The sequence below is a fragment of the Pseudomonas sp. GCM10022186 genome (assembly GCF_042656385.1).
In the GTDB taxonomy this organism is placed as follows: Bacteria; Pseudomonadota; Gammaproteobacteria; order Pseudomonadales; family Pseudomonadaceae; genus Metapseudomonas.
Window position 1 is genome coordinate 20219 of sequence record NZ_JBHSOU010000028.1, and the last position, 18133, is coordinate 38351.

Genomic DNA, 18133 nt, shown 5'->3' on the forward strand with positions numbered 1-18133 from the left:
AGGAGCCATGCAATGTCACTGTCCGGCAAAACCCTGTTCATCACCGGCGCCAGCCGTGGCATCGGCCGCGAGATCGCCCTGCGCGCCGCCGCCGATGGCGCGAATGTCGTCATCGCCTCCAAGAGCGCGGAAGCCCATCCCAAGCTCGCCGGCACCATCTTCAGCGTGGCCGAGGAAGTGGCGGCGGCCGGAGGCCGGGCCCTGCCCCTGCAGCTGGATGTGCGTGACGAGAACGCGGTGCGCGAAGCCATGGCCAGGGCCGCCGAGCACTTCGGCGGCATCGATGCCCTGGTCAACAACGCCGGCGCCATCCGCCTCACGGGCGTCGAGCACCTGGAACCCAAGCGCTTCGACCTGATGTACCAGATCAACACCCGCGCGGTGATGGTCTGCAGCCAGGCCGCCCTGCCCTATCTGAAGCAGAGCGCCAACGGCCATATCCTCAGTCTCTCGCCGCCGCTCAACCTGGCACCCAGGTGGTTCGCCCAGCACGGGCCCTACACCATCACCAAGTACGGCATGAGCATGCTTACCCTGGGCATGAGCGACGAGTTCAGGAAATACGGCATCAGCGTCAACTCGCTGTGGCCCAGGACCATCATCGCCACCGCCGCCATCGAGTTCGAACTGGGCGGACGCGATGCCTTCAAGCGCGCCCGCACCCCAGCCATCATGGCCGATGCGGCGCACGCCATCCTCTCGAGCCAGGGCCGCAGCATCACCGGGCGCCTGCTGATCGACGAGGACCTGCTGCGCGAACAGGGCCAGACCGAGTTCGAGCAGTACCGCTACGACCCGGACGGCGGCGCGCTGGTGCCGGACCTGTTTCTCGATTGAGCCCCGCGGGGCGGTGACCCTGTAGGGGCGAATTCATTCGCCAAGCAGGACGGAGTCCTGCCCAACAAGGAATGGGGCTGCTGCGCAGCCCTTGGCGAATGAATTCGCCCCTACAAGAGACCATTCGCCCATCTGCCCCCTCACCGCCGCGCCGGGGTCATGGCGGCGCCCGCCGGCCCGCCCTAGAGTGTTCTGCGCCGCATACAACAACGACAACACGCGAACACCATGAGCCAAGCCGAACTGATCTCCCCGTTTCGCTTCATTGCCCGCCTGCCGGCCAACCTGCCACGCCTGCCGCGCATGTTGCTGGGCCTCTACTACACCGGCATCCGCAACCGCGAGAAAAGGCTGTCCCTGGGCTGGGCCCTGGAGAGGGCGGCGCGCCTGTATCCGCAGCGCCCGGCCGTCATCGACGAACAACGCCGCCTCAGCTACGCCGAGTTCAATGGCTGGTGCAACCGCCTGGCCCACACCCTGAAGGAGCAAGGTGTGGGCCACGGCTGCGTGGTGGCGGTCATGCTGGAAAATCGCATCGAGGTGCTGGCCGTGCTGGGGGCATTGGCCAAGCTGGGGGCGATCGCCGCCCTGGTGAACACCACCCAGCGCGGCAAGCTGCTGAGTCACAGCCTGAACCTGGTCAAGGCCCGGCATTTCGTGGTCGGTGAAGAGCTGAATGGCGCCTTCGAGGAGGTCCGCGACGAACTGGATGACACGCGCCGCTGCTACTGGGTGGCCGATGCCGACAGCCTCGAAGAACCGGGGAAGGCTCCGCCCGACTGGCTGAACCTGATGCGCCTGGCCCAGGATCGCTCCAGCGACAATCCGGCGGACACCGGCCAGGTACGCCTCAAGGACGCCTGTTTCTACATCTACACCTCGGGCACCACCGGCCTGCCCAAGGCATCCATCCTCAGCCACGGCAAATGGATCAAGGCCTATGGCGGCTTCGGCCACTCGGGGCTGGGCCTGACCGAGCGGGATGTCTTCTACCTGACCCTGCCCTGCTACCACAACAACGCGGTCACCGTGAGCTGGGCCTCGGTGCTGGCCGGCGGCGCCGCCATCGCCCTGCGCCGCAAGTTCTCCGCCAGCCACTTCTGGAAGGACGTGGCACGCTACCAGGCCACCTGCTTCGGCTATATCGGCGAGCTCTGCCGCTACCTGCTGAACCAGCCACCCTGCGCCGAGGAACGCGGCAACAGCCTCAGCTGCATGATCGGCAACGGCCTGCGCCCGTCCATCTGGGCCGAGTTCAAGACGCGCTTCGGCATCGAGCGCGTGATGGAGTTCTACGCCTCCAGCGAAGGCAATATCGGTTTCACCAACGTGTTCAACTTCGACAATACGGTGGGCTTCTCCCCGGCCACCTTCGCCATCGTTCGTTACGACCTGGAAAACGACCGCCCCCTGCGCGACCAGCGCGGGTTCCTGCAGGAAGTGGCCAAGGGCGAGCCGGGCCTGCTGATCAGCGAGATCAGCCCGAAATGGCCCTTCGACGGCTACACCGACCCGGCCAGGAGCGAGGCGGTGATCCTGCGCGATGTGTTCAGGCGGGGCGATGCCTGGTTCAACACCGGCGATCTGATGCGCGGTATCGGCTGCAAGCACGCGCAGTTCGTCGACCGGCTCGGCGACACGTTCCGCTGGAAGGGCGAGAACGTCTCGACCACCGAAGTGGAAAACGTCCTTGGCGCCTTCCCCGGCGTGGAGGATGCGGTGGTCTACGGCGTGGAGATCCCTGGCACCAACGGTCGCTGCGGCATGGCGGCCCTGCGCCTGGCGGCCGGCACTCGCCTGGATTGCCAGGCCCTGGCCGAGCATCTGGACCGCGAGCTGCCCAGCTATGCATCGCCACTGTTCCTGCGTCTGCTGGAGGATGTGGAGGCCACGGGGACGTTCAAGTACAAGAAGACGGACCTGAAGAACCAGGCCTACGACCCGGAGGCGGTGAGCGCGCCCCTGTTCACCCGCCTGCCCGGCGAAGCGGACTTCCGCCCCCTGGACAGCTCGCTCTACGAGGCGATCCAGCGCGGGGAGTTCCGCTTCTAAGCCTGGCGTCCTGAATGTGTGGGAGCGAATTCATTCGCGAATGAGTTCGCTCCCACAAGGCGCGTAGGGTGGAAATCCCTTTGGGGATTTCCACCATCGGTGTCTTGCAATACCTCGCTGGTGGATAGAAAAGCGCTATCCACCCTACGGCTGCGGCTCTGTGCAGCCCTAGCGCTTGAACTCGAACTGCAGTTCGGCGCCTTCCACCGAGCGCCAGTAGTCGTCTTCCCGCTCGTTGGTGAGCAATTTGCCATTGAGCTGGAAGGGGCCCTCAGGAGCCGGCTTCTCCACGAACATCTGCGGCAGTACCGGCAGCTCGTCGGCGACTTCATCCGGCTGCAGCGTGTCGGCCAGTTCCCTGGGCAGGCTGAGATCGAGTGTCATCGCCTTGGCGGTGGCGGTCGGCACCGGTTCCTTGGGCGTGACCGGCATGGGCGGTGGTGACACCGGCCGGGGCGTGGGTGCGGGCGACGGAACCGGCTTGGCTTCGGGCGCGGGTACGGGGGCCGGTTGCTCCGGTGCGGCCGGCGCCGGGGCCTCAGGCGGCGCAGCAGGTGCGGGCGCCGGGCTGGAGGACATCGGCGGCGGCGGCGGAGGAGCCTTGGGTTTGGGCGGCGCTTCCTTGTCGCAGGCAGCGAGCAGGGTCAGGGCCAGGAAAACCCCTATCAGACGATTCGCAGGCATGGTTTTGCGGGTGAAGTAGGTAATGGCGCCATGCTCCACCTTCGCCAGCACGCTGGCAAGCCTGGCGCGACCGCATCAGCGGTCGCGCTCCAGCTCGCGCAGCTCGGCGGCCAGATCCCGTTGCGGATAGCGCGACTGCAGCTCGTCCAGCAACCTGTGCGCCTCCTCGCGCCTGCCCGCCTGTCGGAGCTCCAGCACCCGATGCAGGCTGGCCTCAGGCTCCGGTGACGGTGCGGACTTGGCCAGCTCCGTCTTGGGCGCGGCCTCCTCCAGCCGCTGCGGTTCAGCCCGCCTCTCCTGCAGCTCGGCGCTGCTGTCAGCCATTGCCGAAGCCTTCTTTTCAGCCTGGGCAGGCGGGCTGGCAAGGGTCGCCGGTGCGGCCCTGGACATGGGTGCAGCCGCCGGCGCCGGCGCGGAATACGGCGCGACGCCGGCCGGTGGTGCATCGAAGCGCGGCTTGGCCACTTCCTGGGTGCGCAGGGTCAGGCTCAGGCCGATGCCCAGGGTAGCGAAGCCGGCGATGGCCACTGCCCAACGTTGCCGACCGCCTGCGCCGAACAGCCAGGCATGCAGGCGCTGGCCAAGGGAAGGACGTTGCGCCGTCCGGTTCTTCGCCGCCTGGGTTGCCGCCGCCGAGAGGATGCGCCGGTCCTGCGCCGCCGACGGCTGGTCATGGCTATGGCGGCGGTAGTGTTCGAGCAGTTCCCGTTCCATATCGTCCGGCTTGTGCGGGTCTCGGTTCATGCGGATACCTCCTCGGCCGCGGCCGGGTCGGCCAGCAGCCGACGCAACTTCTGCAACGCGTAACGCAGACGGCTTTTCACCGTTTCGGCGGGCGTTCGGGTGAGTTCGGCGATCTCGGTCAACTCCAGGTCGCCGTGGGCGCGCAGCAGGAATACTTCGCGCTGCTCGCCCGGCAATTCATCCAGGGCCGCGCGCAGGCGCTGCTGGTCCTGGCTGAGGGCAAGCTCCCGCTCGGGGTCGGGGCTGTTGCCGGGCAGGGCATCGCCGTGCAGGGCCTCGTCGAAGGCTTCTTCGCGACCGTGCAGGCGGCCGTGCTTGCGCCAGTGATCGATCAGGCGGTTGCGGGCGATCTGGTAGAGCCAGGTCTTGAAGCTGGCCTGCCCCAGCGGCTCGGACTCGCTGCGGATCAGGTTCAGCCAGGTTTCCTGGAAGATTTCCTCGGCCAGGGCGCCATCGCCGCAAAGCCCGCAGAGAAAACGGTAGAGGCCAAGGCGATGGCGCGCGTAAAGCACGCCGAAGGCCTCGGCATCGCCTTTGCGGTAACGCCGCAACAAGGCGGCGTCGTCATCCGTGAGAGTCGCGTTCACATCATTCCTTCCGCGCTTGGGATGGGACAGGAGTTTGCAGGCTCTGCGCGAGTTCCACCAGTTGCACGAACTCGCCGCGCAGGCCGAAGCGGTCCTCGCCTCGGGCGCCGCGGGCCAGGGTGACGCTGTCGGCCAGGCGAAAATCGCCGGTGTACCGGCCGCCCTTGAGCTGCTGGGCGAAGGCCGCCACCGCCGCGGCGAAGCGCAGGTCTTCGCTGGACTCCTGCAGGCTGGCCACCTTGCCGGCGGCGATGGGACGCTCCAGCAGGCGGCTGCGCTCGGAGCCCGGCACCTTGTAGCGCACCCGCAGCCAGGCCAGCTCTCCGGCCTTGCCCTCGACCCTGGCGGCGGGCTGGTAGCGCAGCGGGTCCAGCCAGCCCTTGGCGTCGGCGGGGACGATCTCGTAGAGCGCGGTGATGCTGTGGCCAGCGCCGACCTCGCCGGCATCCACCTTGTCGTTGTTGAAGTCCTCGCGCTTCAAGGCACGATTCTCGTAGCCCAGCAGACGGTACTCGCTGACCTCGGCCGGGTTGAACTCCAGCTGCAACTTCACATCCCGCGCCACCACCGAGAGCGTGGAACCGAGCTGATCCACCAGCACCTTGCGCGCCTCCCGCAGGTTGTCGATGTAGGCGTAGTTGCCGTCACCGGCGTCAGCCAGCTGCTCCATCAGGCGCTCGTTGTAGTTGTCCACGCCAAAACCCAGGGTGGTCAGCGACACACCGCCCTTGCGCTTCTGCGCGGCCAGTTGCTTGAGGCTGTCGAAGTCGCTGATGCCGACGTTGAAGTCGCCGTCGGTGGCCAGCAGGATGCGGTTGATGCCACCCTGGATCAGCCCCTTCTGCGCCTCGGCGTAGGCCAGCTGAATGCCCGACTCGCCAGCCGTGGAGCCGCCCGCGTTGAGCTGCTCGATGGCAGCGCGGATCTTCGCCTTCTCGCTGCCGGAGGTGGAGCCCAGCACCACCCTGGCCTCCCCGGCGTAGGTGACCAGGGATACACGGTCCTGCGGGCGCAACTGGTCCACCAGCAGCTTGAGGGTGCCCTGCACCATGGGCAGGCCCTCGCGACGGTCCATGGAGCCGGATACGTCCACCAGGAACACCAGGTTGGCCGGTGGCAACTGTTCGATGCTGCTGTCGGAAGCCCTGATCGCCACCCGCAGCAGGCGGGTTTGCGGATTCCAGGGCGTCTGCGCCAGCTCGGTGCCGATGCCGAAGGGCACATCACCCTCCGGCAGCGGATAGCTGTAGGGGAAGTAATTGACCATCTCCTCCAGGCGCACGGCATCGGCCGGCGGCAGCTGGCCGCTGTTGAGGAAGCGCCGGACGTTGGCATAGCTGCCGGTGTCGACGTCGATGCTGAAGGTGGAGACCGGCTCGCCGGCTACCGCATGCACCGGGTTGTCGGCCAGGTGCTGGTACTGCTCGCGGGGCATATCGCGGTAGCCCGGCGGGAGAACGTCCGCCATGGGCGCAGGCGCGATCATGGGCATCTGCCGGACTTCGGCGGCGTAGTCGGCGCGCTTGGCCAGGGACGCCGGCGCACTGGCCTTGGCCTCTTCGCGCAGCGCCGGTTCGGCCTGGCCCAGAGCGGGCGGCGGTGCCTCGGCCTTGCCGGTGGCCGGCGCGGAGGCATCCTGGGCACTGCAGGCCGCCAGGGCCAGCAGCAGGCCGGCGGTGAAACCGGCGGCCAGGGGTTGGTGCTGAAGGAAGTTATGGCTGGACATGGACGCCTCCTGGGAACGAATGAGCCATTCGCACCAGTAGACGGAGGCGCTGCGCCGAACGGGTTAAGGTTGCGTAGATTCCTGAAGGGGGCTGCTTCGCAGCCCTTGGCGAATGAATTCGCCCCTACAGGCCTGCCTCCTGGCAAAGCTGCTTGGCCAGCATGCCGAGGGTCATGATGGCGCGCTCGGCCTCACGGTTCCACGGGATACCGCAGTTCAACCGCACGCAGTGGTTGAACTGCTCGGTGTTACTGAAGATCAGTCCCGGCGCGATGCTGATGCCCTGCTGCAGGGCACGCAGGTGCAGGTCCTTGGTGTTGACCTTGGCCGGCAGGCTGATCCAGAGGATGAAGCCGCCATTGGGGCGAGTCATCTGGGTGCCTTCGGGGAAGTACTGCTGCACGCCCAGCTGGAAGGCCGTGAGGTTCTTCCGGTACTCCTGGCGGATGTAGCGCAGGTGCCGGTCGTAACCGCCGTTCTCCAGGTACGCGGCCACGCCCATCTGGGTGACGCTGCACGCCGAGTGGGTACTGAAGGTCTGCAGGCGCTGGATCTCCGCCTGGTACTTGCCGGCGATCATCCAGCCGATGCGCACACCGGGCGACAGGGTCTTGGAGAAGCTGGAGCAGAAGATCACCCGGTCGTCCAGGTCGTAGGCCTTGATGGCCTTGGACGGGCCCTGGTCGAACATCAGCTCGCCGTAGATATCGTCCTCGACAATCTGGATGTCGAAATCCGAGGCCAGGCGCAACAACTGCTTCTGGCGCTCCTCGGGGATGGTGCCGCCGAGTGGATTGCTCAGCCGCGCGGTCAGTACCAGGGCCTTGATCGGCCACTGGTTGGCGGCCAGCTGCAAGGCTTCCAGGCTGATGCCGGTGGTCGGGTCGCTGGGGATCTCGATCACCTTCAGGCCGAGCAGGTCGGCCAGTTGCAGCAGGCCGTAATAGGTGGGCGACTCGGTGGCGATCAGGTCGCCCGGCCGGGTCAGCACCCGCAGGCTCATCTGCAGGGCGTCCACGCAGCCATGGGTGATCACCACTTCGCTCGGGTCCACCACCACGCCGGCATCGCGCATGCGGATCGCCACCTGGCGCCGCAGCGGCTCGAAGCCTGGGCTGAACATGTAGCTGAAGGCGCGCGGACTGTGGAAGCGGGTCACCTTGGCCAATTGCTGGTGCAGGGTGCGCACCGGCAGGTAGTCCACATGGGGCACCGCCGCGCCCAGGGGAAAGACGCCTTCGCGGCGGGACTCGGCCAGCACCTGCTGGATGATGCTGGCGCGGGTGACCAGGCCGGGACGTTCGACGCGGGCGATATCCGGCGTGGGCGCGGTCAGGGCCGGCGTCTGGTGCACGTAGAAGCCGGATTGCGGACGGGCGCGAATCAGTCCCTGGTCCTCGAGGCTGGCGTAAGCCTGCAGGACAGTGGCATGGCTGACGTTGAGCTGGGAGCTGAGCTTGCGCACCGAAGGCACGCGCTCGCCGGGCTGGTAGACACCACGGCGGATATCATCGGCCAGTTGCTGGGCGATGCGTTGGTAGAGCAACAGATTGGTCATGACGGCGGCACCTGGATCACTGGACCGAAACACTATCCGAATACCCTGTAACTGAACCGGTACAGATCGAGAGAGTGTGGGCGATACAGTGAAATTGTCCAGGCAAGAAAAAGCCCCAGCGCCCAATGGCGGCCGGGGCCTCTGCGACGCGGCTCAGCGCGCCGGGCCGAGTTCGCCCTTTTCGTTGGAGAAGACGATCTCCACGCGGCGGTTCTGCGCCCGCCCCCGATTGGAAGCGTTCTCCGCCACCGGGAAGGCCTCGCCATAGCCCTGGACCTGGATGCGCTTGGCATCGATCCCGAGATCGATCATGGCGTCGGCCACCGCCTGGGCGCGTTCGGTGGAAAGCCGGAGGTTGTCCTGCTTGTTGCCGCTGCTGTCGGTGTAGCCCTCGACGCGCACGACGCGTTTCGGATTGAGCTGGAGGAACTGCACCAGCTTGAGCACGGTCCGGTTGGCCGAAGCCTTGAGTTCGGTGTGGCCGGTATCGAACAGCACATCGCCGAGGGTCATCACCAGGCCACGGTCGGTCTCGGTGGCGGCCAGGGCGATCATCTGTTCTTCCAGCCATTTGCCCTGCTGCTGCACGCTGAGCAGCTTGGCTTCACGCAAAGCCAGTTGCAGGCGCTCGCGCTCCAGCTGCAGCTTGGCGGCGCGGGCCTGGTTCTGGTTCTGCTCGCTGTGCTGGCTGGCGATCTCGCTGTAGCGCCGGCTGAGGTAGGCATAGTGGACGACGTCGGCGTCATTGCCCCAGTAGCTGGACAGGCGTTCGGCGCGGGCCAGGGATTCGCCGGCGCGGATCACATCCTTGGGGGCGGCGCTGAGGACGTTCTGGTCCTCCTTGACCTTCTGAAACATCTGCCGGGCCTGTTCCAGGCTCTGTTCGGTCTCCTGCTGGCTGGCACAACCACCGAGCGCGCCGAGAGCGAGCAGCAGGCCGAGACTCAATGCATGGTTGCGCTTCACTGGACATCCCCCAACTGCTTGCGCAGGCGATTGATGCGCGCGGTCAACTCGGCCAACTGGTCCTGGCTCTTCCTGGTCAGCACCTTGGCTTCCGCCAGGCGTGCATCCAGCTCGGCTTCCTCGGCCAGGACGCGGGCACGCTTGTAGTCCTGCTCGCCCATGTTCTTCTCGGCCAGGGCGAGCTTTTCCTGCGCGAGCTTCATTTCCTCGATCTCTTCGGTGGCGCCCACGGCCTTGGCCTGCTCCACGGCCTTCTGGGTCAGGCGCATCTGCTCCATAGGCGCCGGATCGGTGGCGCAGCCGACCAGGGCCAACGCCGCCAGGCCGGCAGCAAACAGGGGTGTCTTGCTCACGAGAGGTTTCCTAATCATTCGGGAGTGGCGGCGGGTTGCATCTGCAGCGCCTTCCAACGTTCCAGGTTGCGCTGCAGCAGGGTTTCCGGGACCCCCGCGGCGACCAATTCTGTCATCTTTTTCGCCAACTGTCCGCGCAGCCAGGGGTCGTTGCAGGCTGAGTTGTGGGAAAGCGTCAGGTACAGACCTTCACTGGAGATGGGTGGTTCCAGGGCGACCAGATCATCCGCCATCCCCAGGGTGTCAGCCATCACCAGCCCGGGGTAGCGTTCGTAAAGCACATAGTCGGTACGTTCCAGCAGGAGCTTCTGGTAGGCCTGGGTCAGGCTGGGCATCTCCTCCAGCTTGAGGTTGTCCTTGGCGAAGCGATCGAAGGCCTCGCCGAAGCTGTCCTGCACCAGGGTGCCACCGGCGTGGCTGCGCAGATCGTCCCAGCCGCTGTAGGGAAAGGCCTTGTCGCGCTTGACCCAGACCACGCTCTGGGTCTCGAGGAAAGCCGGGTGGACGTAGTCCATGGTTTCGAGGCGCGGCAGGGTGAGGTAGGCCCCGGCGATCAGGTCGACCCGGCCGCTACGGACCTCGTCCTGGGCACGGGACCATGGGCCGGTGTAGAGGATCTCCACCTTCAGGCCCAGCTCCTTGGCGATCTGCTTGAGCAGGTCGGCATTGGCGCCGATGAGCTGCTTGGGATTCTCCGGGTCGCGCCAGAGGAAAGGAGGATATTCGGGATTGCCAGTGGCCACCAGGCGCTCGCACTTCCCGGCGGCCTGCCCGAGCCCGGGCAGCAGGCAGAGCGCGAGGAGCAGGGAGGAAAGACGTAGTCGACTTGGCATCTGGAGTTTCCCGAACTGGACATTCGATTGGCCGCCCATGAGCGGCACCGCCTGGAGCGCGCTTCATGCTAGCGTACAGGCAGCATAAAGAACTATTCGTGATAAGGAAGGATCATGAAGAAGCTACTCATCGCAGTCGTCATCCTCCTGGCGGCTGCGGCGGCAACCCTCTATTTCTCCCCCGCCGCGCTGACCACGGGCGTGCTTCTGGTGGAGCGCCAGCTCGCCGGCCTGGCGGAACGGCAGATCGCGCTGGGCGATCTTAGCATCCATTACTACGAGGGCGGCCCGGCCAGGGGCGAAACCATCCTGATGGTCCATGGTTTTGGCGCCAGCAAGGACAACTGGCTGCGCTTCGCCCGCCACTTCACCCAGCGCTACCACGTGATCGCCCTGGACTTGCCCGGCTTCGGCGACAGCGACCGCCCCGCCGGCAGCTACGACGTGGGCACCCAGGCCGAACGCCTGGAGTCCTTCGTCAAGACCCTGGAGCTGGGCAAGGTACACCTGGTGGGCAACTCCATGGGCGGGCATATCGCCGCGCTCTTCGCCGCCCGCTACCCGCAGCAAGTGCGCAGCCTGGCGCTGTTCGACAGCGGCGGGGTCAAGGCGCCGAAGCAGAGCGAGCTGTTCCGCCTGATCGAAAGCGGCCAGCCCAACCCGCTGGTGGTAAGGAGCGCCGACGACTTCGAGCGCATGCTGGCCTTCGTCTTCGTCGAGCCGCCGCCGCTGCCCGCTTCGGTGAAGGCCTACCTGGCCGAGCGGTCCGCAGCCAACGAGGCCCACTACGACGAGGTGTTCCGCCAGCTTCGCGAACGCCATATCCCGCTTGAACCGGAGTTGCCACGTATCGAGGCCCCCACCCTGCTGCTCTGGGGCGAGCGCGACCGGGTGCTGGATGTCTCCAGCATCGAGGTGATGAAACCGCTTTTGAAGAAGCCCAGCGTGGTGATCATGCTGAACTGCGGCCATGCCCCCATGATCGAGCGCCCGGAAGAAACCGCTCGGCACTACCAGGCCTTCCTCGACGCCAGCGGTAACTGAGGGGCAAGAAAAAACCCGCTCCTGGGAGCGGGTTTTCTGTACGGCGGGCCGGGGAAGCGCTGTTACAGCAGCTTTTCCAGTTCCGGTACGGCTTCGAACAGGTCAGCCACCAGGCCGTAGTCCGCCACCTGGAAGATCGGGGCTTCTTCGTCCTTGTTGATGGCGACGATGACCTTGGAGTCCTTCATGCCGGCCAGGTGCTGGATGGCACCGGAGATGCCCACGGCGATGTACAGCTGCGGCGCGACGATCTTGCCGGTCTGGCCGACCTGCATGTCGTTCGGCACGAAACCGGCGTCGACCGCGGCACGGGACGCGCCAACCGCGGCGCCCAGCTTGTCGGCCAAGGCATACAGGTGCTTGAAGTTCTCGCCGTTCTGCATGCCACGGCCGCCGGAGACGACGATCTTGGCAGCGGTCAGTTCCGGACGGTCGGACTTGGCCAGTTCTTCGCCGACGAAGGCAGACTTGCCGGCGTCGGAAACGGTGGCCACGGCTTCAACGGCAGCGGCACCGCCTTCGGCGGCAGCGGCGTCGAAACCGGTGGTGCGCACGGTGATCACCTTAACGGCAGCGGAGGACTGCACGGTGGCGATGGCGTTGCCGGCGTAGATCGGACGCTTGAAGGTGTCGGCGCTCTCGACGGCGATGATCTCGGAGATCTGGTCGACGTCCAGCAGGGCGGCCACGCGCGGCAGGTAGTTCTTGCCGTTGGTGGTGGCGGCGGCCAGCACGTGGCTGTAGCCCTTGCCCAGCTCGGCGATCAGCGGAGCGACGTTTTCCGGCAGTTGGTGCGCGTAGGCAGCGTTGTCGGCGACCAGCACCTTGGACACACCGGCGATCTTGGCGGCGGCTTCGGCGGCAGCGCCTACGCCCTGGCCAGCAACCAGCACGTGGATGTCGCCACCGATCTTCTGAGCGGCGGTTACGGTGTTGAGGGTGGCGGCTGCCAGCGCGGCATTGGTGTGTTCAGCGATTACAAGAACGGCCATCTCAGATCACCTTCGCTTCGTTCTTCAGTTTGTCTACCAGTTCAGCCACGGACTTGACCTTGATACCGGCCTGGCGGGCAGCCGGTGCTTCGACTTTCAGGGTCTTCACGGTGGAAGCGGTGGAAACGCCCAGGGCGTCCGGGGTCACCACGTCCAGCGGCTTCTTCTTGGCTTTCATGATGTTCGGCAGCGACGCGTAGCGCGGCTCGTTCAGGCGCAGGTCGGTGGTGACGATCGCCGGCAGGTTCAGTGCAACGGTCTGCAGACCGCCGTCGATCTCACGGGTGACGTTGACCTTGTCGCCAGCGACTTCGACCTTGGAGGCGAAGGTGCCCTGGGCGTAGCCGGTGAGGGCGCCGAGCATCTGGCCGGTCTGGTTGTTGTCGCTGTCGATGGCTTGCTTGCCGAGGATGACCAGCTGCGGCTGTTCCTTGTCGACAACGGCTTTCAGCAGCTTGGCCACGGCCAGGGAGCTCAGTTCGTCGTTGGATTCGACCAGGATCGCGCGGTCGGCGCCCAGGGCCAGGGCCGTACGCAGCTGCTCTTGAGCGGTGTTCGGGCCGATGGTGACGACGACGATTTCACTCGCTACGCCTTTTTCTTTCAGACGGACGGCTTCTTCCACGGCGATTTCGCAGAAGGGGTTCATCGACATCTTCACGTTGGCGAGGTCGACGCCGGAGTTGTCCGCCTTGACGCGGACCTTGACGTTGTAGTCGACCACTCGTTTGACAGCTACAAGAACCTTCATGGATTCCTCGTTACTCTCCGGTTAATAAGAATGTCGCCAAGACGAGCCTGGCCAGTGATGCAGGTCGGCCGGAACCGACACTCAGCCCAGACAGTGAGCGCAAAACCGCCCGTATCTTGACCGTATCGCCTATTCCGGTCAATACAGCAAAATACCCCGCCATAAGCCGCAGAGCCTTATCCTATCAGGGTTTCACAAAATTCAAACAAACGTTTGTATTGGACCAGTCCTGGGGTCTGGATATAATGCGCCAGCTCAGGTCAGGGATCGAGCCTAGCCCTCCAACACAAAATATCGAAGAGCCTTGAGGAGATTGACTGTGGAACGCGAATACATGGAATTCGACGTCGTCATCGTCGGCGCTGGCCCTGCTGGCCTGTCCGCCGCGTGCCGACTGAAGCAGAAGGCCGCGGATGCTGGTCAGGAGATCAGCGTATGCGTGGTCGAGAAGGGTTCCGAAGTGGGCGCCCACATCCTCTCTGGCGCCGTATTCGAGCCGCGAGCCCTGAACGAACTCTTCCCTGACTGGAAAGAGCTGGGCGCCCCGCTGAACACCCCGGTGACCCGTGACGACATCTATATGCTCAAGGATGCCGACTCCGCCATCAAGGTTCCCGGCCTGTTCGTGCCCAAGACCATGCACAACGAGGGCAACTATATCATCTCCCTGGGTAATCTCTGCCGCTGGCTGGCCCAGCAGGCCGAAGGCCTGGGCGTGGAGATCTACCCGGGCTTCGCCGCCCAGGAAGCGCTGATCGACGAGAACGGCGTGGTGCGCGGCATCATCACCGGCGATCTCGGCGTGGACCGCGAGGGCAACCCGAAGGAGGGTTACTACACCCCCGGCATGGAACTGCGCGCCAAGTACACCCTGTTCGCCGAAGGCTGCCGTGGCCATATCGGCAAGCAGCTGATCAAGAAGTACAAGCTCGATTCCGACGCCGACGCCCAGCACTACGGCATCGGCATCAAGGAAATCTGGGACATCGACCCGGCCAAGCACCAGCCCGGCCTGGTGGTCCACACCGCCGGCTGGCCGCTGAACGACGAGAACCCGGGCGGCTCCTTCCTCTATCACCTGGAAAACAACCAGGTGGTGGTGGGCCTGATCATCGACCTGTCCTACAGCAACCCCTTCCTCTCGCCGTTCGACGAGTTCCAGCGCTACAAGCACCACCCGGTGGTCAAGCAGTACCTGGAAGGCGGCAAGCGCGTAGCCTACGGCGCCCGCGCCATCTGCAAGGGCGGCCTGAACTCGCTGCCGAAGATGGTCTTCCCGGGCGGTGCGCTGATCGGCTGCGACCTCGGCACCCTGAACTTCGCCAAGATCAAGGGCAGCCACACCGCGATGAAGTCCGGCATGCTGGCCGCCGACGCCGTGGCTGCCGCCCTGGCCGCCGGCAAGGAAGGCGGTGACGAGCTGACCGGCTACGTCGACAGCTTCAAATCCAGCTGGCTTTACGACGAGCTGTTCCGCAGCCGCAACTTCGGCGCCGCCATCCACAAGTTCGGCACGCTCGTGGGCGGTGCCTTCAACTACATCGACCAGAACTGGTTCGGCGGCAAGATCCCGCTCACCCTGCACGACAACAAGCCGGATTACGCCTGCCTGAAGCCCGCAGCCCAGTCCCAGCGCATCAGCTATCCGAAGCCGGACGGCAAGCTCAGCTTCGACAAGCTCTCCTCGGTATTCCTCTCCAATACCAACCACGAAGAGGAACAACCCTGCCACCTGAAGCTGGCCGACGCGAGCATCCCGATCGCCAAGAACCTGCCGCTGTACGACGAACCGGCGCAGCGCTACTGCCCGGCCGGCGTGTACGAGGTGGTGACCCAGGAAGACGGCGCCAAGCGCTTCCAGATCAACGCGCAGAACTGCGTGCACTGCAAGACCTGCGACATCAAGGACCCGGCCCAGAACATCACCTGGGTGGCCCCGGAAGGCACTGGCGGCCCGAACTACCCCAACATGTAAGCGGTCACGAAAAAGGCTCCCTCGGGAGCCTTTTTCATTTCCGCCTTCCTGCCTACTCCGGCAGCGGTCCGATGGGGAAGAATTCCCCGCCACTCCAGACGCCGAGCCAGATAGCGCCATCGATCTCGCGCGGTTCGGCCAGCTCCACCAGCTGGTAGAAGACATTGCGGTGGATCAGCGCCTCGAGGTTGGTGCGCACCAGGACGTAGGGCGAAGGTTCCTGGGTCTCCGGGTCCAGCTCGACCCGCAGCGGATGCGCCGCGCCCGCCACTACCTCGTCCTCGACATTGGTGATGAAGCGCAATTGCTGCGCTTCCCCTGCCCCCTCCACCCGCAGCTCCACGGCGACGAAGGGCGCATCCTCGACCTGGATCCCCACCTTCTCCACCGGAGTCACCAGGAAATAATCATCGCCATCCTTGCGGATCACACTGGAGAACAACTTGACCATGGGTTTGCGGCCGATGGGCGTGCCCAGGTAGAACCAGGTGCCGTCACGGGCGATGCGCATATCGAGGTCGCCGCAGAATGGCGGGTTCCACAGGTGCACCGGCGCCCCACCCGGCTTGTCGCCGGCGGGTATCTGCGCCAGCAGGTCGCCGGCCTTGCCGGGATCGCTCATTTCAATCTCCTCAACGACTCGAACCGATCAGGCTGCGAGCATACTCTTCCAGGGGCGGACCTATCAGGTCTTCCGGCCTGGCATCGTAGAACGTCAGAAATCCGCCACGGTTGCGAATACGGGCCGTGTCCACCAGGTAGCGGGTATTGGTCTCGATCAACATCAACTGGATCACGCCACGGTCACGGCCGAGGCGGTCCAGGGCTTGCTGGTCCTCCCAGTCCTCCACTGAGCCGATGCGGTCGTCGGCGCTGGCGAAACGTGCATACAACAGGTAGTGCGCGCCAACCGAACGGGCCTGCCCCATGGCCTCTTCCAGGCCGGCCGGCCCCTTGGCGCGACGGACCATGGGGAAATACTCGACGAAGCCGTTGAAGGCCTCCTCGGCCACCACGTTGGGACGTGGGTAGGCCGCGCCCGGCGGCACGAAGTAGCCCTGGGCGATATAGATGAAGGAGTCCGCCTGCAGGCGCCAGGGGCTGGCGCGACGGGTATCGCTGTGGTCCAGGAACCCTGCATCGCTCAGTTGCTCGCGGGTGCCTTCGGCCATGTCGCTGACCTTCATGCAGCCCACCAGGCCAAGCATCGCCAGCAACAGAATCATGCTACGCATCGTGTCTCCTCCAGACGCCGGCGACGAAAAACCGGCGGATGGAAGGCCAATGCAGCTTCCGCGCCATCAACCGCCGATGATCTTCATCACGGTGACGCCACCGGAAAAGGCGACATCCTGCTTGTCCGCCAGGGCCTTCACCAGCAACCGCTGCAGGGCGGGCAGCGCTTCATGGCGGGGTTTCTCCAGCAGGTCGCCGATGTAATGCCGGTTGCTCGAAGAGAGGCAACCGTGCAGCCAGCCGGTGGACGACAGGCGCAGGCGCGAACAGGTACGGCAGAAGGGCACGCTCTCGTTGGCGATCACTCCGAAGTAGCCCTCCCCGGGTACCCGGTAGCGCAGGGCCGTTGCATCCAGCGGCGCATCGGCCTGGACGAACTCATGGGTGGTGCGGATCAGCGCCAGCAGCTCCTCCAGACCGACGAACTGCTGATGGAAGGCATTGGGATCGCGGGCCAGGTGGCCCATGCGCATCAGCTCGATGAAGCGCAACTCGAAACCGCGCTCCAGGCAGTAGTCCAGCAACGGCAGGACCTGGTCCAGGTTCTTGCCGCGCAGCGGAACCATGTTGATCTTGATCTTCAGCCCGGCCGCCCGGGCCTCTTCGAGCCCCTTGAGCACAGTGGCCAGGTCGCCGCCACGGGCGATGGCGCGGAACTCACCGGCATCCAGGGTATCGAGGGAGATATTCAGGCGGCGGATGCCGCAATCCAGCAACAGCGGCAGCTTGCGGGAAAGCAGCTGGCCATTGCTGGTCAGGCTGATGTCATCCAGGCCGAGCTTGCTGACTTCATGGAGAAACGGATCGAGCTTGGGGCTCACCAGCGGTTCGCCGCCGGTGATGCGCAGACGCTCGATGCCGGCCGCCTCGATGAGATAGGCCACCCCACGGACCATGGCCTGGGCCGAGAGTTCGTCCTGGGCCGCTACCAGGCGTTTGCCATCCGGCACGCAATAGGTGCAGGCGTAATTGCAAGCGGCGGTCAGGCTGATTCGCAAGTTGCGAAAGCGCCTGCCCTGGCGGTCGACGATCATGGAACGCTCCGGCATGTGGTACACCGGAGTATATCCCCGCGGTCGGTACAGCACATATCCGGGACCGCGTCATAGATGCACTGAATACGTCAGCTGGCGGGCGACTCGCTTTCCCGCTTGCGCTTGTTGCCCATGCGTACGCCGATGTCCATGAGGAACTGGAAGAAACCTTCCTGATCCTCGAGCACGCTGCTCCAGAACGGCGAGTGGTAGAGCGCGACGGCACCATGGACCAGGGCCCAGGCGGCGCAGTAGTGGAAGTACGGCGGCACGTCTTCCAGCTTGCCCTCGGCGATACGGCCCTTGATCAGTTGGGTCAGGCGCTCGAAGTTGGACGCGCGGATCTTGTGCAACTGCTCGACCATCTCCGGCACCTGGCTGTTCTTCACCACCTTCTCTTCCAGGCGGTCGAACAGGCGATAGCGCTGCGGGTCGCGCATGCGGAACTCGAAGTAGGCCCGCGACAGCGCCTCCTTGTCACGGTCCACATCGGCGGAATGGAACAGGGCGTTCAGATCACGCTCGTAGTCGAGCATCAGGCGCAGGTAGATCTCCGCCTTCGACTTGAAATGCTTGTAGATGGTGCCTTTGCCGATACCCACTGCGTCGGCGATCATCTCGACGGTTACGCTGTCTTCGCCCTCTTCGAGGAAGAGCTTGAGGGCGGTGTCGAGAATTTCCTGCTCGCGGCGGCGGAACTCACGGACTTTACGGGGTTCTTTCTGCATAAAGGGACTGTGGGGTCAAAAAATAAGCCGGGT

At 65.1% G+C, this 18133-nt stretch carries 18 protein-coding genes; 4 read left to right on the forward strand and 14 right to left on the reverse strand.

Annotated elements, in window-relative coordinates; translation table 11 throughout:
- Positions 1 to 12 precede the first annotated feature (12 nt).
- Entirely contained in the window at positions 13 to 837 is an 825-nt protein-coding gene (locus ACFPU0_RS12125; RefSeq protein ID WP_377693251.1) for an SDR family oxidoreductase, read from the forward strand.
- A gap of 228 nt (positions 838 to 1065) precedes the next feature.
- The gene (locus ACFPU0_RS12130) at positions 1066 to 2889 is read left to right on the forward strand and encodes a long-chain-acyl-CoA synthetase (protein WP_377693253.1); all 1824 of its coding nucleotides are present in this window, start codon (positions 1066 to 1068) and stop codon (positions 2887 to 2889) included.
- 168 nt (positions 2890 to 3057) lie between these two features.
- Here the strand turns inward: ACFPU0_RS12130 and ACFPU0_RS12135 are convergent, their stop codons facing one another.
- From ACFPU0_RS12135 to ACFPU0_RS12170, 8 genes are all read right to left on the reverse strand, one after another.
- Entirely contained in the window at positions 3058 to 3624 is a 567-nt protein-coding gene (locus ACFPU0_RS12135) for a hypothetical protein (RefSeq protein WP_377693255.1), read from the reverse strand.
- Between the two features lie 24 nt (positions 3625 to 3648).
- Complete coding sequence (locus ACFPU0_RS12140; RefSeq protein ID WP_377693256.1) at positions 3649 to 4317, reverse strand: hypothetical protein; 669 nt, start codon at positions 4315 to 4317, stop codon at positions 3649 to 3651.
- Entirely contained in the window at positions 4314 to 4904 is a 591-nt protein-coding gene (locus ACFPU0_RS12145; RefSeq protein ID WP_377693257.1) for an RNA polymerase sigma factor, read from the reverse strand. The genes ACFPU0_RS12140 and ACFPU0_RS12145 overlap by 4 nt, the downstream gene beginning before the upstream one ends.
- 1 nt (position 4905) lies before the next feature.
- Entirely contained in the window at positions 4906 to 6630 is a 1725-nt protein-coding gene (locus ACFPU0_RS12150) for a vWA domain-containing protein (RefSeq protein WP_377693258.1), read from the reverse strand.
- A gap of 124 nt (positions 6631 to 6754) precedes the next feature.
- Positions 6755 to 8188 carry a PLP-dependent aminotransferase family protein gene (locus ACFPU0_RS12155; RefSeq protein ID WP_377693259.1) on the reverse strand — a complete coding sequence of 478 codons (1434 nt, stop codon included), beginning with the start codon at positions 8186 to 8188 and terminating at the stop codon, positions 6755 to 6757.
- 153 nt (positions 8189 to 8341) lie between these two features.
- Positions 8342 to 9154 carry an OmpA family protein gene (locus ACFPU0_RS12160; RefSeq protein WP_377693260.1) on the reverse strand — a complete coding sequence of 271 codons (813 nt, stop codon included), beginning with the start codon at positions 9152 to 9154 and terminating at the stop codon, positions 8342 to 8344.
- The gene (locus tag ACFPU0_RS12165) at positions 9151 to 9507 is read right to left on the reverse strand and encodes a DUF4398 domain-containing protein (protein WP_377693261.1); all 357 of its coding nucleotides are present in this window, start codon (positions 9505 to 9507) and stop codon (positions 9151 to 9153) included. The genes ACFPU0_RS12160 and ACFPU0_RS12165 overlap by 4 nt, the downstream gene beginning before the upstream one ends.
- A 14-nt stretch (positions 9508 to 9521) precedes the next feature.
- Positions 9522 to 10340 (reverse strand): substrate-binding periplasmic protein, encoded by an 819-nt coding sequence (locus tag ACFPU0_RS12170; protein WP_377693262.1) that lies wholly within the window; start codon positions 10338 to 10340, stop codon positions 9522 to 9524.
- A 114-nt stretch (positions 10341 to 10454) separates the two neighbouring features.
- Here ACFPU0_RS12170 and ACFPU0_RS12175 point away from each other — a divergent pair, with 114 nt between their 5' ends.
- Entirely contained in the window at positions 10455 to 11384 is a 930-nt protein-coding gene (locus ACFPU0_RS12175; protein WP_377693263.1) for an alpha/beta fold hydrolase, read from the forward strand.
- Positions 11385 to 11446: 62 nt separating this feature from the next.
- Here the strand turns inward: ACFPU0_RS12175 and ACFPU0_RS12180 are convergent, their stop codons facing one another.
- On the reverse strand, positions 11447 to 12376 hold the full coding sequence (locus ACFPU0_RS12180) for an electron transfer flavoprotein subunit alpha/FixB family protein (protein WP_377693264.1): 930 nt from the start codon (positions 12374 to 12376) through the stop codon (positions 11447 to 11449).
- Between the two features lies 1 nt (position 12377).
- The gene (locus ACFPU0_RS12185; RefSeq protein ID WP_377693265.1) at positions 12378 to 13127 is read right to left on the reverse strand and encodes an electron transfer flavoprotein subunit beta/FixA family protein; all 750 of its coding nucleotides are present in this window, start codon (positions 13125 to 13127) and stop codon (positions 12378 to 12380) included.
- Positions 13128 to 13446: 319 nt separating this feature from the next.
- Between ACFPU0_RS12185 and ACFPU0_RS12190 the strand changes: the two genes are divergently transcribed.
- Positions 13447 to 15102: an electron transfer flavoprotein-ubiquinone oxidoreductase gene (locus ACFPU0_RS12190; protein WP_377693266.1), complete on the forward strand. Its 1656-nt coding sequence runs from the start codon at positions 13447 to 13449 to the stop codon at positions 15100 to 15102.
- A 52-nt stretch (positions 15103 to 15154) separates the two neighbouring features.
- On the opposite strand, the gene ACFPU0_RS12195 is transcribed toward ACFPU0_RS12190, so the two are convergent.
- The 4 genes from ACFPU0_RS12195 to ACFPU0_RS12210 form a co-directional block, all read right to left on the reverse strand.
- Entirely contained in the window at positions 15155 to 15724 is a 570-nt protein-coding gene (locus ACFPU0_RS12195; RefSeq protein WP_377693267.1) for a DUF1285 domain-containing protein, read from the reverse strand.
- A 10-nt stretch (positions 15725 to 15734) separates the two neighbouring features.
- The gene (locus ACFPU0_RS12200) at positions 15735 to 16337 is read right to left on the reverse strand and encodes a DUF4823 domain-containing protein (protein ID WP_377693268.1); all 603 of its coding nucleotides are present in this window, start codon (positions 16335 to 16337) and stop codon (positions 15735 to 15737) included.
- Positions 16338 to 16403: 66 nt separating this feature from the next.
- Positions 16404 to 17372 (reverse strand): GTP 3',8-cyclase MoaA, encoded by a 969-nt coding sequence (locus tag ACFPU0_RS12205; protein ID WP_377693497.1) that lies wholly within the window; start codon positions 17370 to 17372, stop codon positions 16404 to 16406.
- Between the two features lie 89 nt (positions 17373 to 17461).
- Positions 17462 to 18100 (reverse strand): TetR/AcrR family transcriptional regulator, encoded by a 639-nt coding sequence (locus tag ACFPU0_RS12210; protein WP_271408287.1) that lies wholly within the window; start codon positions 18098 to 18100, stop codon positions 17462 to 17464.
- Between the last annotated feature and the right edge of the window lie 33 nt (positions 18101 to 18133).

Excerpts from the sequence above, each read along its gene's own strand:
- ACFPU0_RS12125 (WP_377693251.1), top strand. The coding sequence starts at position 13 with ATGTCACTGTCCGGCAAAACCCTGTTCATCACCGGCGCCAGCCGTGGC.
- ACFPU0_RS12130 (WP_377693253.1), top strand. The coding sequence starts at position 1,066 with ATGAGCCAAGCCGAACTGATCTCCCCGTTTCGCTTCATTGCCCGCCTG.
- ACFPU0_RS12140 (WP_377693256.1), bottom strand. The coding sequence starts at position 4,317 with ATGAACCGAGACCCGCACAAGCCGGACGATATGGAACGGGAACTGCTC.
- ACFPU0_RS12150 (WP_377693258.1), bottom strand. The coding sequence starts at position 6,630 with ATGTCCAGCCATAACTTCCTTCAGCACCAACCCCTGGCCGCCGGTTTC.
- ACFPU0_RS12155 (WP_377693259.1), bottom strand. The coding sequence starts at position 8,188 with ATGACCAATCTGTTGCTCTACCAACGCATCGCCCAGCAACTGGCCGAT.
- ACFPU0_RS12170 (WP_377693262.1), bottom strand. The coding sequence starts at position 10,340 with ATGCCAAGTCGACTACGTCTTTCCTCCCTGCTCCTCGCGCTCTGCCTG.
- ACFPU0_RS12175 (WP_377693263.1), top strand. The coding sequence starts at position 10,455 with ATGAAGAAGCTACTCATCGCAGTCGTCATCCTCCTGGCGGCTGCGGCG.
- ACFPU0_RS12180 (WP_377693264.1), bottom strand. The coding sequence starts at position 12,376 with ATGGCCGTTCTTGTAATCGCTGAACACACCAATGCCGCGCTGGCAGCC.
- ACFPU0_RS12185 (WP_377693265.1), bottom strand. The coding sequence starts at position 13,127 with ATGAAGGTTCTTGTAGCTGTCAAACGAGTGGTCGACTACAACGTCAAG.
- ACFPU0_RS12195 (WP_377693267.1), bottom strand. The coding sequence starts at position 15,724 with ATGAGCGATCCCGGCAAGGCCGGCGACCTGCTGGCGCAGATACCCGCC.
- ACFPU0_RS12200 (WP_377693268.1), bottom strand. The coding sequence starts at position 16,337 with ATGCGTAGCATGATTCTGTTGCTGGCGATGCTTGGCCTGGTGGGCTGC.
- ACFPU0_RS12205 (WP_377693497.1), bottom strand. The coding sequence starts at position 17,372 with ATGATCGTCGACCGCCAGGGCAGGCGCTTTCGCAACTTGCGAATCAGC.
- ACFPU0_RS12210 (WP_271408287.1), bottom strand. The coding sequence starts at position 18,100 with ATGCAGAAAGAACCCCGTAAAGTCCGTGAGTTCCGCCGCCGCGAGCAG.